This is a genomic window from uncultured Kordia sp. (assembly GCF_947496985.1).
In the GTDB taxonomy this organism is placed as follows: domain Bacteria; phylum Bacteroidota; class Bacteroidia; order Flavobacteriales; family Flavobacteriaceae; genus Kordia.
In genome coordinates this window covers 1-14364 of the sequence record NZ_CANMEZ010000010.1, presented here as the reverse complement: position 1 = coordinate 14364, position 14364 = coordinate 1, and the positions used below count along the sequence as shown (strand labels likewise).

Genomic DNA, 14364 nt, shown 5'->3' with positions numbered 1-14364 from the left:
ATTTTACATTAAACGTTAGCTACAATACCATAAAACTAATGTTTAAAAGATTTTTAAAAAGTAAAAAAGAAGAAAAACCAGTTCAATCTAATTTTTCTAATCGAGATTTATTCAATGAATTGTTTCCTTTGACGGAGGAAAATAAATCAAAGTTTAAAAATTCATTTAATTCAATTTTTGAAAAAATGTTCGAAAAGGAGCAGGTAGATAAGCTGTTAAATTATTCCAGAAATTATAAAACAAAAGAGACTCAATTTGGAAACTTGATATTTAACGATATGAGTTGGAATTCAATAGACTCAACAGAAACCAAATTACAATATATAAGTCCAGATTCAGATCCAATGGTCATTGAAATATTCGAACCAAACGGCGAAATGAAAAAGGAAAATTCTGAAGCTATTATGTTAGCATATAGAGATTGGACAAGGAAGCAAACTGTAAAAATTGGAGGTGGCTTAATTATGTGCGAAGAAGTTTTAACTGAGAATGGAATAGTTGGATATGAAAGTATAACTAAAATTCCCAAAAGAGAAGGCAGAGGAATGGATTACACCTATTTTCTTAACTTAAATGATTACAAAGAACAAAAAATGTATCAGTTTAGAGTTATGATATTCGAAATGAATCCAACTGGATTAAGGGATAACATTTCAATGCATCCTATTTGTGATATAACTGATACTGACATTGGAGAACTAATGTCTTTATACAGACAAGACCCTTACAATAAAGAATTCAAAGAAGGAAATCTAATGAATATATCGGAAAAAGAGGAGTTTGACTCTTTCTTTCCTTTTCATCCTTTAAGTATTATAAGAAACGAAATAAAACCGAACATTATAAACAGCGTTAGATTTAACTAAAATACTGTAGTTCACACGAGCTATACGTAATGTGCGCAAAATAAAATCCAAAGGTCATTACTCCTATTCCGATCGCAATTTGTGTATTAGTTTTGAAAATAAAATAAATAACAAGAAGCTCGCTAAAAGCCATGCGAAGTCCGAAAACTAGCGCTTTCAAACATCCGTACTACACATACACAAGACCGTTATGTGTCATTAAAAAAACTTGCACACTACATTCTAGGATGAAGTATAATATAAAAACGTCATTTACTTTTACACTCAAATAAATAACAATAAATTTAAAGGTAAAATATGAACTCAATAGAAATTATATTATTGAATTTTTCAGAAACAAGACGAAGAAGTATAAAATTATGGGAAGGAATTCCAAACGAGTATTTAAACTGGAAACCTGACAAAAAAGCTTTCTCTATTATTGAAATGATAAGGCATACACTTGAAGCAGAACATCTATTTCATATCATTATAAAAAAAAGAGGTGATTTAGGAAATTATGAATCACCTTGGAAAAATTTAGAATACTCAGATTTAAAAAACGAACTTAATATTGCTGAAAAATACCGAGAGAATTTTATTAATATGATTAAAGTATTAAATAAATCTGATTTAGATAATATACGAATTGAAAGAAAAGAAGTCGGTCAAAGCAAAAAACTAGGAGATTATTTAAATAGAATTGTTTATCACGAGTCTGTACATACTGGTCAAATGTTAAGTTATTTAAGAACACTTGGGATTAAACGACCTCAAATATGGGATTAGAAAAACACAAAAATTAATAGTATCGAAGAATTAGAAAATCAATTCAGTCAAATAGCTTCTATTTTAGGAGACAAATCTCGCTCTATCATCTTATGGAATTTATTAGATGGTAGAGCATATACTGCTACAGAATTGGCAACAAGCGCCAATATTTCATTACAATCGGCAAGTAATCATTTAAAAAAAATGACTACAGCAAATATCTTATCTGTTGAAAAACAGGGAAGACACCGTTACTTTAAATTTGCAAGCGATGATGTTGCACAAACAATAGAATCAATGGCAAGCTTAATTTCTTTAACCAAGGAATATAAAGAAATAAAAACACCAAAACTAAATGATTTTACTTTCGCCAGAACTTGCTATGATCATTTAGCCGGTAGTCTTGGTGTTAAAATAACAAAGTCTTTATTAGACAATAAAATAATTGAAATTTCAGGGAAAAATTACAAAGTTACTAAATCAGGAAACGAATGGTTTAATAAAGTAGGATTGAATATTAATATTATCCAACAGAAAAAACGTTCTTTCGCTCATCAATGCTTAGATTGGAGTGAAAGGAAACATCATATTGCAGGAGCATTAGGAGCATCACTTCTTGAAATGATGATAAAAAAAGATTGGATACGTAGAAAATCAAATTCCAGAGAATTAATTATTACTTCAAAAGGAAAAGTAGAATTTAAAAACAAATTGAATTTAGAGATATAAAAAACGTCACATAACAATGCGTATAATTAATGCAGAGTTTAGTGTTTAATTAAAAGTTTTGTGTGTTTTACTAAGTGCTAAATTGAATATATCTGATTTTTTATTCCCGCACTAACCATACACTAGACGTTACATCCAATTTATTGAAAATAAATAGACTAACTCGAATAACAGCAATTCTAATTCAATTACAATCTAAAAAGATTGTTACTGCAAGTGAAATAGCTGAAAGATTTGAAATTAGCTTAAGAACTGTTTACAAAGACATTAAAAACACTTCAAGAGCTGGAGTTCCAGTAGGTTCTGAAAACGGAGTTGGATATTTTATGGTGAATGGATATTCATTACCACCAATAATGATTACTCAAGAAGAAGCAAATGCTCTAATTGTTTCGGAAAAATTAATTCTAAACCAAGGAGACATTTCTTGATTAAAGATTTCAATTCCTTATTAATAAAAATAAAATCGACTCTTAGGGCTTTTGAAAAGGAAGGAATTTCAAAACTAGAGAATAGAATAGAGCCTTCAACGAAAAACGAAAAAAACAAAAGTATTTGGCTGTCTTCAATTCAAAAGTCAATTACTTCTCAATTTACAAGAATGAACATACAACTCGTGAAATTGAACCTCTTGCAATTTATTTCACTGAGAGTTCTTGGGTTTTAGTCGCATTCTGTCGCTTACGAAACAACTTACGTGAATTTAGATTAGATAGAATTTCAACACTCTTTATTACCTCTGAAACATTTGATTATCAACAAGATTTCTCATTAAATGATTATTTCAAGAAATTTATTGAAGTATAGTTGACATAGGGTTGTCACTCTTCCCATTTACATTTGCACCATAAACTTAAATATATCAAATGAAGCATTTATTAATTGGTATTATAACTATCGTATTGATTAGCTGTAATCCCCAGAACAAAACAAATATGAGCGAACAAAGTAAAAAGGTAGGGACAGTGGAATTGGTTATTTTTGATACCTATCCTCAATATTCCAAAGCAGAAGTGATAGCTGCAGCAAAAGCAGTAAATCCTGTAGTAGAAAAATTTGATGGCTACATTGGAAGGAAACTAACAGTGGACAAAAACGGTAAATGGACTGATATTGTTTATTGGACTGACCTGAAATCAGCTGAGCATGCTGCACAAGAAATTTTGAAAAGTGAAACTTGTCAAAAATTCTTTGGAATGATAAATCAAGAAACTATGCAATTTATGCATCTTGAACCTGTAATTGATGTTAAATAAAAAGATATGACTAAAAACGACATAATTGAAAGGGTTCAGGAAAAATTTGATGGTCTTGTTCTAAATAAAAATTGGGGAGAAGTCGGACTATTTTACAATCCAGAAAATAAACTAAGTAAAGGAGTCTATCTATTGACATTCAAAGAAAAAGATGGTTTAAATGACAAAGCATCAAATACTGATAGAAATGGCGTATTTAGGTTAAACATTGGAATATCAAAAGATACCTTTTTTAGGTTATTTGGAGAAAGACCAAAAAGACCAAAGGCAGGTAAAATAATTGATATGCCTTATGACTTTTCAGAACTTAATAAAATAATGCCTCATCCGATTTATGGTTGGATGAGTTGGATTTGTATTTTAAATCCCACAAAGGAAACTTTTAATAAATTATTCCCACTAATCGAAGAAGGATATCATTTAGCGTTAAAGAAATATGAAAAGAAAGTAAAAGGGCATAACAATGCAGGAAAACGCAGTGAATAAACTAAAATCCATAAGAGAAAATTATAAACCGATTCAACCATCAGTTTCGGCTAACGATAACGAAATAAGTTATCAAGAAAGTAAACCAAATAAAGAAATTGAAAACTTCATTTACTGTTTTTGGCAACTTAAAACGCTGAAACCCTTAAAAAAGAATTATAATTATCGAGTGGTTTCAGACGGTTGTATTGATATATTTTTTGACCATAAACAACCGACAGAAAATTTTGTAATGGGCTTTTGCCGAAGGTTCGTTCAATTCCCAATTGGAAAAGAATTTGATTATATAGGGATTCGATTTTTACCCGCTGCATTTCCACATTTGTTCGCAGTTGACACCAAAACTTTAAGCAATCAATCCCAGGAATTAAACAAAGTTTTACCAAATTTTTCCAGATGGATTAATACAGAAATCAAACTTTCGAATTCATTTAATACAATTGTTAAAACGCTGAACGAAAAAATAATCGAGCTTTCAAAAAGTAACGAGATTTATTACGATTACCGTTTTTTAAACGCTTTAAACTTGATTTTCCAAAGAAGTGGATATTTGGATATCGAAAAAGACCTTAATACAGGTTTAAGCGCAAGACAACTTCGTAGAGTTTTCAATTTTTATATAGGCACAACAGTAAAATCGTTTAGTAATGTTGTACGCTTTCAGCATATTTTGAATGCAAAACCCTCAAAACAAAGCCTTAAAGAAAATAAACTATACTTTGATGTTGGCTTTTTTGACCAAGCTCATTTCATTAAAAATTTCAAAACATTTTACGGTGTAACACCTTCTGAAGCCTTTCGTTAAGTTTGTCCGATTTTTACAATTCCTTAGCTTTTTGTCAATCTAAATTTGTCGCAACAAAATCATTGACAATGAGAGCACTGTTATTAATCGTATTTGTTCTGACAGTAAGTTTAACAAATGCACAAACAAAAAGAAAAATGAAACTTAACGCAGGAATAATTACTGGAAAATTACCGGAAACCAAGAAATTCTACACAGAAATTTTGGACTTTGGAGTAAGTTTTGAAAACGAATTTTACCTCTTACTTCACACAGCCAACCACTCGGCAGAGATTAGTTTTTTACAACCGAACCACCCAAGCCAAGAAGCCATTTTCCAATCGGCATTTAATGGAAAAGGAGTCTATTTAACCATAGAAGTTGAAGATGTAGATAAAGTTTATAAACAACTAAAAGAAAAAGGAATCAAATTGGAAATTGAAATTCGAGACGAATCTTGGGGAGACAGACATTTTGCAATCAAAGATCCAAACGGAATTGGTATTGATATAGTCACATATACAAAACCTGAATAATAAAGCACTATGTACAACATTGTATAAAACTGAAAACCAACATTGAGAATGCCGAAAATCCTTTTCATTTTATTAACTCTGTTTCTTTTTTCATGTGATTCGAAACCTGACACAAATAATCCAAAACATTGGACTTATGAAATTGATTATGAAATTGAAAGTAAAGATTCTATAAAACCGATTGGAAGAATTGAATTTCTGAGAACAAAATATATAAAAGATAAATTAAGAGAAGAAACCTATAATGAAAATTGGTATCCTACAATGGCTTTTGTCATTTATAATATTTCGGACTTAAAGTATTATGAGAAATTGTCAAGAAAACTAAAAATATCTTCAAGTTGTCTTGACTCGCATCTTGGTGGAGATTTAATTATAAATAATAGTTATATCTTTTATAATAATTCAAGGTATTTGAATTTTGCAGGAAGTGAAAATGATATTGATTATTGCAGCTCTGTTACGAATAAAATATTATCGGAATTGGAACTGACAGAAAGCAGTACCTTAAAAGATCTTGAAAGAGGAATTGGAAAAAAATTAAAATAAACAAAATAAAGCCAGTAGGAGTACCATATATAAAAAAATGTTATTTTTAACGAAATCAAAAGGCCGTTGTACGTTTGCTACTCTTATACATAACCGCCGTAACCAATTTAAAATACATCTAACACAATAATGAAAAAACTACTTCTTTTATTTTTAATGTTAAACATATACACATGTATTTGTCAAGAATCTGATGGTTTCCTATATCAAATAAAAGGCAATAATGGATTTGGCTTGATAGATAATCTAGGTAATGTTATAGTTGAACCAGAGTTCTTTCAAGTTGGAGAATTTAAAGAAGGGCTTGCATATTTTGAAATATATAAGAAAGGGATAGGGCATCATTTAGCTGGTTATGTCAATCTTAATGGTGAAATCAGTGTTGAGCCTGTTTTCGTTTCAAACAATAATTTATCAAGGCAATTCTCAGAAGGATTAGCTGTTGTGAAAGATAAAAACTATAGTTGTGGATATATAAATAAGCAAGGAGAAATGATTATTGCCCCTAAATATAGTCATGCACACGAGTTTAAAGAAGGTTATGCCGTTGTACAGTTAAATGGAGAAAAAATTCTTATAAACAAAAAAGGAGAAGTTGTTTTAAATCCAAAAAAAATAATGTTGGATGCACATGGACTTAAAATAAATAAAAGAAGAGGAGAATATATAGCTATTTCTAATCATGTTAAAGAAGGCCTAATTTCATTTAAAATAAACAAAGATAATTACCCTATAAGAACAGGAGTTTTTAATACTAAAGGAAAATTAATTTTTAAATTGAAAGAGTTTAGTCAGATTCATGAATTTAACAATGGAATTGCATTAGCTATATCCAAGGATAATAAAAAAGCAGGTTATATTAATAAATACGGTAAAATTATAATACCATTTAAGTTTTCAAAAGCGACTAATTTTACTAATGGGTATGCAAAAGTTCAAGATGCTAATACAAAAAAATATGGTATCATAAACGAAAAAGGCGAATACGTAATAAAACCTGAATATACTTTTATTTCTGATAAATACTATTCAAACGAATTTATTGTAGCCTGTAAAACTGTTGGGAAATGTGGTTATTTAGATATTCAAGGTAATGTAACTATTGATTTAAAATATTACAGCGTAGGTGATTTTTCAGAGGGAATTGCTATGGTCTATGATAGAATTAAAAAAGATGTTTTTTACATTAATAAAAAAAATGAAAAAGTTATTGAATTAGATTTTGATATCAATTATTCTCAATATGGCTCTGTATTTGAAAATGGATTAGCCAAAGTTAAATTAAAAGGTGTTGGCACAGTTTATATTAATAAAAAAGGAGAAATAATTTATAAATTCAATAAATAAAACTGGTTACAACAATGTATAACCACAATTACGGCGGATTTAATTCCGTTTGAATCCACTCGGAATTACTAAAGTCAGTATTAAACCGAAAATTAACGCATATAAACCCGTAACTGACGGTTATACGAGACCGCTGTGCATAATTAGAGAGAACGAATGAAAAGAATATTTATACTGTTAATTTTAAGTCTTACAATCCAATATTCTTTTGGGCAAGCTTGTGGAATATACAGGATAAAATATGTAGGAAAAATAAATTCGGAATCAATAAAAATTGAGAAAATAAAACTTCCGACAATTGAATTTCTGCACGGATTAGAAGAAGAAAATTCGGAAAGGGGTTTTATCGAAATCAAACCAATCGAAAACGAAATTGATATCGAATTAGCTTCGCATCTGACCTCTCATCTTTATGGAAAATCGGAAAATTTACTCAAATTATATAAAGAAAAAAAAGAAAATATTCCTATCGTAATTACAGTCATCGAGAACGGAAAAACCAAAGAAATACGGATAGAATTAACTTGGAATAATATTCAAATTAGTAAACTTGACAATGACAAGTTTGGAAATCTATTTGAACTAAATTTGAAAGAAATAAATATAAAATAACTATGCACAACAATGGCTATAAACAATTGCTTGTTCTCGCTTACTTCTGAAAATCCTCGCGGATTTTCTATTCGGTTTGTATTTACTAAATTAAGTGCTTAAATCACGCAACAAACTATATACAAACACGTTGTGCCCAATTAAAAAAACCAAGAACAGAATAATAATTGCAAGCTAAAATTAAATATAACTTTACAGGTAAAATATGGGATGGAGGATGGTTTTTTGTCTCTTTGCCAAAAGATATTTTTAAAGAAATTCGAGAACATTTAAAATGGTAAGAAGAAGGCTGGAGACGAATGAAAGCCACTGCTACTATTAAAGAAATTGAATGGAATACAGCCATTTAGTTTGATAACAAACACAATACATATCTTCTTCCCCTAAAAGCTAATATTCGAAAGAAAGCGACCTTGGAATTGAATGATATTGTTGACGTAACTATTGCCATATGAACAGACTTACAAGAATAACCGCAATCTTAATTCAACTTCAATCAAAAAGAATAGTTCCTGCCAAAGAAATTGCTGAACGATTTGAGGTAAGCCTTAGAACAATCTATAGAGACATTAAGACTTTGCAAGATGCAGGAATTCCTATTGGTTCGGAAATTGGAGGTGGCTATTTTATTGTTGATGGTTATCGCCTACCGCCTATATCAATAACTGAGGAAGAAGCAAACACTTTGGCGGTTTTAGAAAAACTTATTGAGAAACAAGGTGATAAATCACTTTTGAAAAACTTCAACTCATTTCTTATAAAAATTAAGGCAACGCTTAAAAACTTCCAGAAGGATAAAGTAGAATTACTATCCTCTAGGACATTCAGCTTAGATACAAATGAAATAGTTGAGAGCAACTGGCTTTCGGAAATACAAAAAAGTATTTCCAATAAAGTAACAATCAAAATAACCTATAATTCAATTTACAAACAAGAATTAACAAACAGAAATATCGAACCGCTTGCCATATGTTTTGTAAACAATGTTTGGATTGTTATCGCCCATTGTCAACTTCGAGAGGACGTAAGAGAATTTAGATTAGATAGAATAAATAAGCTAACTACAACATCAAAATGTTTTGAAACAGAAAACAACTTTGAACTTCAAGAATATTTCAAAAGTTTCCAAACCTAGTTGACATAAGGCTGTCATACACACTTTCTACTTTTGTTTCATTATTAAAATAAATATTTAAAGAAATGAATCAAAATGAAATTACAAAAGTGTCTAAAATGTACCCTAAAGCCTTTAAAGAATTAGATACATCTTTAATAGACAAATACTTTACTAAAGGAGCAACGAAAACAGGTTTTATGTATGATTATGAATCCCAGAAATGGCTTGACTTATCTACAGTTGGAATTGACGAGATTAAACAGTGGGTTTTGACTTATAATAAAGAAAAAATAATGCCCGAATCCGAAATTGAATTGAAAATTCTTGATATTCAGGATAAGATAGCAGTAGTTAAAATAGATTTGTACTGGGCAGAAAATAGAAAAGGGTGTGATTATTTATTTCTTGTAAAAGAAAATGATTCTTGGCTTATTGATAAAACCCTTTGGCAAAGTGTGCTTTAAGAACTAAAGTTAAACTGCAACTAGAAAAGTAACTGGGCACAACAACGTGTACAAGCAATAGCGGTTTGAGTACTAACTCGAACGGCTATTGCGTTTATTTAAGTATATTGCTTACCGAAAAGTAGTAGCTATAAATCCGCTACTGCTCATACACAAGTACGTTGTAAAACATTTAAGAAAAACCAATGAACCGAATTTTAAGCCTTATAATTTGTGCCTTTTTACTAATATCTTGCGGAAACAAACGTGAAGGAGAACAGAAAACTGGATTACTCTCAAATTTTGTTAAAATAACTGATAATGAAGATGCTGGAGTTAAAGAAATTCTTGACTTTTATGGGGGACAATGCAAATATGCAATTGGAGCATCTGTTTCGACTAAAGATGGAAGTAAAAAATACTTTGAACTTGAAATGAGCCAAAGTGATGCAATTGATAAACAATTAGACAAAGTTTATCTTCCTTCTTCAAATATTGCTTACAGATTCTATAAAAACTTAAAAGAGGAAAAGAAAAATTATGACGAAATTAAAGTTGTATTGATTTCCAAAGAAAACAAAAAACAAGAATTTGACTTTCCGATTACTCTGCTAGAAAAAGCGGAAAAAAGAATTAAAGTTGCGGAAAAAACAGTTAGTCTATTAAAGGAAAAACAGTTCGAAGAATTAAAAGAAATGCTAAATAATGAACTTGTTGCTTTTAACAAAGACGAATTGATTCCTCGCTTAAAAGAAGTTGAACCACAATTTGGAAACATACTTGAATTTAGACTATTTGGATTTAAAATAATGGAAATAAAAGACAAGGAATTAATGCATATTTCTGGCGCCATTATTAGAGACAAACAAAATAATGAATTTAGCGTTGACATAGACTTTAACTCGGACAAATACGAACTATATCAATTGCAATATAAATTATAACTGAATTAAAAAACGTTTTACAACACCGTATAAAAATAATTGCGGTTTAGTACTTAATCAAAGGGCGTTGTGCTTCAGCAACGACCACGATGAAAAGGCAACACAACAAAGACATAAAATTAAAAATATGAGGAATTTTATATTGTTTTTTTTTCTGACTTTAACTGTTTTTCATTCATACGGACAAACAGAACAAGATAGTATAAACACAATACAAAAAGTTGAAAAGCAAGTCAAAAAACAGACTGAAATTCAACAATTGGAAGTTCCTATTTACCAATTATTTTCAACTGAAAACTATTGGACTTTCATTAAATTGGACACACGGAATGGTAAAATGTGGCAGGTACATTTTACTATATCTGAAGACGGTTACGAAGGTGAATTAGTCTTAAATTCAAGTTCGCTTGTATGGGATAACAAAGAAATAAACGGTAGATTCATTCTTTACCCTACTAAAAATATGTATAATTTTATATTACTTGATCAATTAAAAGGAACAACATATCAAGTACAATGGAATAATGATAAAAATAAACGATTTGTTAGTCGAGTTTATTAAATCGGAATTTTTAAAATATATAAAGCACCAAACGCACAACAATGTATAACCACAATTACGGTGGATTCAAAATACGTTCGTGCTTAATTAAAATTAGTAACTTTAGACTGTAACTGATGGTTATACTTACCATTATACACTCTCCCCCTATTTTTCCCTTACAATAAACTACAACTACAATTCTATACATAATCTTATAACATTTCTGTAGCTTTTACGGAAAACCGTATTGCATAGCTATAATCTTTGTTTTACATTTACAGAAGATAACGGGAAGTTGTTATAAAATTAGTTCCTGTTATATATACGTTACCTGCAAGCATAAAACTACTCTGAACTCGAACTGAATGATAAAAAAGAAGAACATAATTGGAATTTGTGGAAGTGCAAGTCAGAATTCTAAAAACCTGTCAATTCTAAATTGGATTTCCGAATCAAATAATTCTGATTTCGAGATGGAAATTATTGATAATCTAACCGAATTACCACATTTTAAAACGGAACTGACTGACAAAAATGTACCCAAACAAATTGTTGACTTTCGGAATAAAATAAAAAATTCAGACGGAATTGTTATTTGTACACCTGAGTATGTTTTCAGTATTCCAAGTTGTTTAAAAAATATGATTGAATGGTGTGTGTCGACAACTGTATTTTCTGACAAACCAATTGGAATTATTACGGCTTCTGCAAGTGGAGAAAAAGGACACGAAGAATTGAAGTTGATTATGAAGACTATTCAGACAAAATTTACGAACGAAACAACACTTTTAATTCAAGGTATAAAAGGGAAAATTGACAAAAACGGAAAAATTATTAATAAAGATACAGAGAATAGATTAAGGAAATTAATTATATCGTTTAACACTCTGATAGAAAAGCCAGCAGGTAACAATGTATAAAAAACATAGGGCAGTTTAGGCTTGCCGAAAGGTCTATGTTTATTACAAAGTCGCCAAATATAAAATTTGGCATTTTCAACAAAAAAGATAAAAGCAAAATATTATATTTGGCTTAGTACCAATCCGAAACGTATCGCTTATCACCTCCCTACGCTTCTTATACTAACTTTGTATGTAATTAAAAAAAATGGAAATAATTAAAAAGTTTAACGACTTAGTTGACATATATTTCAAAGAAGAGCATAACATTTCATTCTATGAGAAAAAACTTGATTTAAAATCAAAATATTTAAGTAAACTATCAAAAAAACATAATACTGCTCCTCCTTGTCAGGTACTCATTAATAAACAAATAGAGTTCAGCAAACAACTTCTTAAAAATACTCAAAAAACAATCAAAGAGATTGCTATTGAAATGAACTTTGAAGACCAATATTATTTTAGTAAGTTATTTAAAAATAAAACAGGAGTTTCTCCTTCAGAGTTTCGAAGAACCAAAGAGTGAACCTTTATCCATTGTTTATCTATTTCTTTCAAATTAGTTTTGCCTAATAAATTAAACCGTTTGAAAGAAATGAAAAAATTCACAAAACATACAATAGAAAGTGCTCCAGAAGATTCAAAGTCAAATCTTCAATATGGTAAAAATAAATATGGAATGCTACCAAATCTATTCAGATATATGTCTGGAGCTCCTGCAACATTAGATGCCTATATTAGTTTATCTAAAATATTTAATGATACTAGTTTTTCTGTTGGCGAACAACATTTAATTATGTTAGCAGTAAGTATTGTTAATAAATGTGATTATTGTACTGCAGCGCATTCAAGAGCTGCAAAAGCTAATGGTATCCCTTCTAGAATTATAAATGCTATTAGAAAAGAAAAACAAGTAACTGATGAGCGATTATCTGCTTTGATTGAGATTACTCAAAAAATAACAGTTACTCGTGGTAATATTGAAGCAGAAGATTTAGATGCTTTTTATAAACAAGGTTTTTCTCCAGAAAATGTAATGGAATTAATTGTTGGAATATCTATAAAAACGATTAGTAACTATATTAATCATATTACAGAAAATGTTATTAATGATGAACTAAAACCTTTTGCTGTAGGAAAGGAAATTGTGGACTAAAATTACGAATCACCTTATTACAAAATGCAAAAAGCATCAAAATTTACAATTATAACCTTATTGTTAAATAGTAGTTTAACAATAATGGTAGGAGCTGTAATTGCTCCGGTTTTGCCATCCATTTCTAAAAACTTACAATTTGGCTTTAATTCTGGGCTATTAGTTACATTACCTTCATTGGGAGTGATTTTGTTTTCACCAATAATTGGTAAACTTATTAATAAACTTGGTGCTTTTAAACTTTTAATGCTAGGAATGTTACCTTATGCATTTTTTGGTTTTATAGGCGTATACTTAACCAATAATTATATGCTTATGTTAGACCGCTTATTTTTAGGTGGAGCTTGTGTAGCAATTCAAGTATCGGTAACAACGCTAATAGCAGAATTATTTAAAGGAAAAGAACGTTTAAAACTAATTGCTTGGCAAGGTGTAGCAATTGAATTGGGAGGTGTTATATTTTTATCTTTAGGAGGTTATCTTGGAGAACAGAAATGGTCTTACCCTTTCTATATATATTTAATAGCTATTTTATTTTTTGTTTTTTCTTGGTTTACTTTACCTAGAACAAGACTTCAACAAAATGTCAATGATTTAACCGAAATAAGAAAAAACAGTAAAGATTTATTTCCAATAATGCTCAGTTCATTCTTTTCAATGGCTATCTTCTTTGTTTGTTTTATATCATTACCTGAATATTTATTAAAAAAGTTTAATTTTTCAGAATCAAGTACAGGTTATTTAATGTCGTTTATTTCATTAATCGCTGTAATTGTAGCTAGTCAATTGGTTAAAATTTCAAATTATATTTCCTCTAGAAATTTAGTAGCATTAGGTTTTTTGTCTTTTTCTTTGGGATATGTGTTGTTTGCAACAACATCATTATCTGAAATTATGTATGTGGGAGCAATTTTTATTGGAATAGGTTTTGGGTTTACTATACCAATTTTAAATCATCTAACTATAGAAATAAGCACACCTTTAACTCGTGGAAAAAATCTAGGGTATTATTCTATGATGGTATTTGCAGGACAATTTGCAGCCACTTTTATTGAGTTTATTACAAATAGTGAGGAAATAAACTTTTTGATAACTTCAGGAATTGGGATAATACTATCATTAGTAGTATATTTATTATTTATCAGAACAAAAAACAGCATACAACACCGTGTATAATTCATTGCTAGTATAGGCTTACTTAAGAAAATTCTCGTGGATTTTCTATTCGGTTTGTATTTGCTGAATTAGTTGCTGAAACACGCAACGAAATCATACACAAGTCCGTTAGGCGCAATTTGAGAAAACTTTGAACGAATGAGTATTATTCAGGAATTAACAGATAAATA

At 29.6% G+C, this 14364-nt stretch carries 20 protein-coding genes and 1 pseudogene; all 21 read left to right on the top strand.

Features of this window, described 5'->3' with window-relative positions; genetic code table 11:
- The first annotated feature begins 38 nt into the window (after positions 1-38).
- The 21 genes and pseudogenes from Q0828_RS19995 to Q0828_RS19895 all read left to right on the top strand — a co-directional run bounded on the left by Q0828_RS19995 (position 39) and on the right by Q0828_RS19895 (position 14194).
- A complete protein-coding gene (locus tag Q0828_RS19995; protein ID WP_298425551.1) occupies positions 39-866 on the top strand; it encodes a hypothetical protein in 828 nt (275 codons plus the stop codon).
- Positions 867-1163: 297 nt separating this feature from the next.
- Positions 1164-1634 carry a DinB family protein gene (locus tag Q0828_RS19990; RefSeq protein WP_298425548.1) on the top strand — a complete coding sequence of 157 codons (471 nt, stop codon included), beginning with the start codon at positions 1164-1166 and terminating at the stop codon, positions 1632-1634.
- A gap of 12 nt (positions 1635-1646) precedes the next feature.
- Complete coding sequence (locus Q0828_RS19985) at positions 1647-2345, top strand: winged helix-turn-helix domain-containing protein (protein ID WP_366523623.1); 699 nt, start codon at positions 1647-1649, stop codon at positions 2343-2345.
- Between the two features lie 143 nt (positions 2346-2488).
- Positions 2489-2776, top strand: a complete 288-nt coding sequence (locus tag Q0828_RS19980) for an HTH domain-containing protein (protein ID WP_298425545.1) — start codon at positions 2489-2491, stop codon at positions 2774-2776.
- Positions 2777-2900: 124 nt separating this feature from the next.
- On the top strand, positions 2901-3152 hold the full coding sequence (locus Q0828_RS19975; protein ID WP_298425542.1) for a WYL domain-containing protein: 252 nt from the start codon (positions 2901-2903) through the stop codon (positions 3150-3152).
- Between the two features lie 59 nt (positions 3153-3211).
- On the top strand, positions 3212-3601 hold the full coding sequence (locus tag Q0828_RS19970) for a hypothetical protein (protein ID WP_298425539.1): 390 nt from the start codon (positions 3212-3214) through the stop codon (positions 3599-3601).
- Positions 3602-3607: 6 nt separating this feature from the next.
- The gene (locus tag Q0828_RS19965; RefSeq protein WP_298425536.1) at positions 3608-4087 is read left to right on the top strand and encodes a DUF6194 family protein; all 480 of its coding nucleotides are present in this window, start codon (positions 3608-3610) and stop codon (positions 4085-4087) included.
- Entirely contained in the window at positions 4080-4892 is an 813-nt protein-coding gene (locus tag Q0828_RS19960; protein WP_298425533.1) for a helix-turn-helix domain-containing protein, read from the top strand. Before Q0828_RS19965 ends, Q0828_RS19960 begins: the two co-directional genes overlap by 8 nt.
- Positions 4893-5029: 137 nt before the next feature.
- Positions 5030-5407, top strand: coding sequence for a VOC family protein (locus Q0828_RS19955; RefSeq protein WP_298425531.1), 378 nt, complete (start codon positions 5030-5032; stop codon positions 5405-5407).
- 48 nt (positions 5408-5455) lie between these two features.
- Positions 5456-5956: a hypothetical protein gene (locus Q0828_RS19950; protein ID WP_298425528.1), complete on the top strand. Its 501-nt coding sequence runs from the start codon at positions 5456-5458 to the stop codon at positions 5954-5956.
- Between the two features lie 129 nt (positions 5957-6085).
- Entirely contained in the window at positions 6086-7303 is a 1218-nt protein-coding gene (locus tag Q0828_RS19945; RefSeq protein ID WP_298425526.1) for a WG repeat-containing protein, read from the top strand.
- A gap of 156 nt (positions 7304-7459) precedes the next feature.
- Positions 7460-7915 (top strand): hypothetical protein, encoded by a 456-nt coding sequence (locus Q0828_RS19940; RefSeq protein WP_298425524.1) that lies wholly within the window; start codon positions 7460-7462, stop codon positions 7913-7915.
- A gap of 371 nt (positions 7916-8286) precedes the next feature.
- Positions 8287-8370, top strand: a pseudogene (locus tag Q0828_RS19935) (hypothetical protein); the annotation flags it as partial.
- A complete protein-coding gene (locus Q0828_RS19930) occupies positions 8367-9050 on the top strand; it encodes a YafY family protein (RefSeq protein ID WP_298425521.1) in 684 nt (227 codons plus the stop codon). The pseudogene Q0828_RS19935 and the gene Q0828_RS19930, both read left to right, overlap by 4 nt.
- A 65-nt stretch (positions 9051-9115) precedes the next feature.
- Positions 9116-9496 (top strand): nuclear transport factor 2 family protein, encoded by a 381-nt coding sequence (locus tag Q0828_RS19925; protein WP_298425518.1) that lies wholly within the window; start codon positions 9116-9118, stop codon positions 9494-9496.
- Between the two features lie 185 nt (positions 9497-9681).
- Positions 9682-10419, top strand: coding sequence for a hypothetical protein (locus Q0828_RS19920; RefSeq protein ID WP_298425515.1), 738 nt, complete (start codon positions 9682-9684; stop codon positions 10417-10419).
- Positions 10420-10546: 127 nt separating this feature from the next.
- Entirely contained in the window at positions 10547-10981 is a 435-nt protein-coding gene (locus tag Q0828_RS19915; protein WP_298425512.1) for a hypothetical protein, read from the top strand.
- Between the two features lie 347 nt (positions 10982-11328).
- Entirely contained in the window at positions 11329-11883 is a 555-nt protein-coding gene (locus Q0828_RS19910) for an NAD(P)H-dependent oxidoreductase (protein WP_298425509.1), read from the top strand.
- 187 nt (positions 11884-12070) lie between these two features.
- The gene (locus Q0828_RS19905; RefSeq protein ID WP_298425506.1) at positions 12071-12388 is read left to right on the top strand and encodes a helix-turn-helix transcriptional regulator; all 318 of its coding nucleotides are present in this window, start codon (positions 12071-12073) and stop codon (positions 12386-12388) included.
- A gap of 69 nt (positions 12389-12457) precedes the next feature.
- Complete coding sequence (locus Q0828_RS19900) at positions 12458-13018, top strand: carboxymuconolactone decarboxylase family protein (RefSeq protein WP_298425503.1); 561 nt, start codon at positions 12458-12460, stop codon at positions 13016-13018.
- Between the two features lie 24 nt (positions 13019-13042).
- Positions 13043-14194 carry an MFS transporter gene (locus tag Q0828_RS19895; RefSeq protein WP_298425499.1) on the top strand — a complete coding sequence of 384 codons (1152 nt, stop codon included), beginning with the start codon at positions 13043-13045 and terminating at the stop codon, positions 14192-14194.
- The last annotated feature ends 170 nt before the right edge of the window (positions 14195-14364 follow it).

Bases quoted from the DNA above. Each gene is read 5' to 3' on its own strand.
- Q0828_RS19970 (WP_298425539.1), top strand. From the start codon at position 3,212: ATGAAGCATTTATTAATTGGTATTATAACTATCGTATTGATTAGCTGT.
- Q0828_RS19910 (WP_298425509.1), top strand. From the start codon at position 11,329: ATGATAAAAAAGAAGAACATAATTGGAATTTGTGGAAGTGCAAGTCAG.
- Q0828_RS19965 (WP_298425536.1), top strand. From the start codon at position 3,608: ATGACTAAAAACGACATAATTGAAAGGGTTCAGGAAAAATTTGATGGT.
- Q0828_RS19995 (WP_298425551.1), top strand. From the start codon at position 39: ATGTTTAAAAGATTTTTAAAAAGTAAAAAAGAAGAAAAACCAGTTCAA.
- Q0828_RS19925 (WP_298425518.1), top strand. From the start codon at position 9,116: ATGAATCAAAATGAAATTACAAAAGTGTCTAAAATGTACCCTAAAGCC.
- Q0828_RS19955 (WP_298425531.1), top strand. From the start codon at position 5,030: ATGAAACTTAACGCAGGAATAATTACTGGAAAATTACCGGAAACCAAG.
- Q0828_RS19900 (WP_298425503.1), top strand. From the start codon at position 12,458: ATGAAAAAATTCACAAAACATACAATAGAAAGTGCTCCAGAAGATTCA.
- Q0828_RS19895 (WP_298425499.1), top strand. From the start codon at position 13,043: ATGCAAAAAGCATCAAAATTTACAATTATAACCTTATTGTTAAATAGT.
- Q0828_RS19990 (WP_298425548.1), top strand. From the start codon at position 1,164: ATGAACTCAATAGAAATTATATTATTGAATTTTTCAGAAACAAGACGA.
- Q0828_RS19920 (WP_298425515.1), top strand. From the start codon at position 9,682: ATGAACCGAATTTTAAGCCTTATAATTTGTGCCTTTTTACTAATATCT.
- Q0828_RS19930 (WP_298425521.1), top strand. From the start codon at position 8,367: ATGAACAGACTTACAAGAATAACCGCAATCTTAATTCAACTTCAATCA.
- Q0828_RS19945 (WP_298425526.1), top strand. From the start codon at position 6,086: ATGAAAAAACTACTTCTTTTATTTTTAATGTTAAACATATACACATGT.
- Q0828_RS19905 (WP_298425506.1), top strand. From the start codon at position 12,071: ATGGAAATAATTAAAAAGTTTAACGACTTAGTTGACATATATTTCAAA.
- Q0828_RS19940 (WP_298425524.1), top strand. From the start codon at position 7,460: ATGAAAAGAATATTTATACTGTTAATTTTAAGTCTTACAATCCAATAT.
- Q0828_RS19950 (WP_298425528.1), top strand. From the start codon at position 5,456: ATGCCGAAAATCCTTTTCATTTTATTAACTCTGTTTCTTTTTTCATGT.
- Q0828_RS19915 (WP_298425512.1), top strand. From the start codon at position 10,547: ATGAGGAATTTTATATTGTTTTTTTTTCTGACTTTAACTGTTTTTCAT.